General features: G+C 59.0%; 2 tRNA genes. Both read right to left on the bottom strand.

Features of this window, described 5'->3' with window-relative positions:
• Position 1: 1 nt before the first annotated feature.
• Positions 2-77 (bottom strand) — tRNA-Ala (locus tag HRG09_RS28600).
• 10 nt (positions 78-87) lie between these two features.
• Positions 88-161: transfer RNA gene (locus tag HRG09_RS28595), tRNA-Pro, on the bottom strand.
• Positions 162-200 lie beyond the last annotated feature (39 nt).

Below are 200 nucleotides of genomic sequence, written 5' to 3'. Positions count from 1 at the left end.
TTGGTGGAGCCTAGCGGGATCGAACCGCTGACCTCCTGCGTGCAAGGCAGGCGCTCTCCCAGCTGAGCTAAGGCCCCAAAATAAATATCGGGAAGACAGGATTTGAACCTGCGACCCCCTGGTCCCAAACCAGGTGCTCTACCAAGCTGAGCCACTTCCCGAAGGAAAACGCGCCCGAGAGGAGTCGAACCCCTAACCTC

This window comes from Bacillus sp. Xin1 (assembly GCF_013314535.1).
Taxonomy (GTDB): domain Bacteria; phylum Bacillota; class Bacilli; order Bacillales; family Bacillaceae_G; genus Bacillus_A.
The sequence above is the reverse complement of the archived record's forward strand: the minus strand, read 5'-3'. Positions and strand labels throughout refer to the sequence as shown.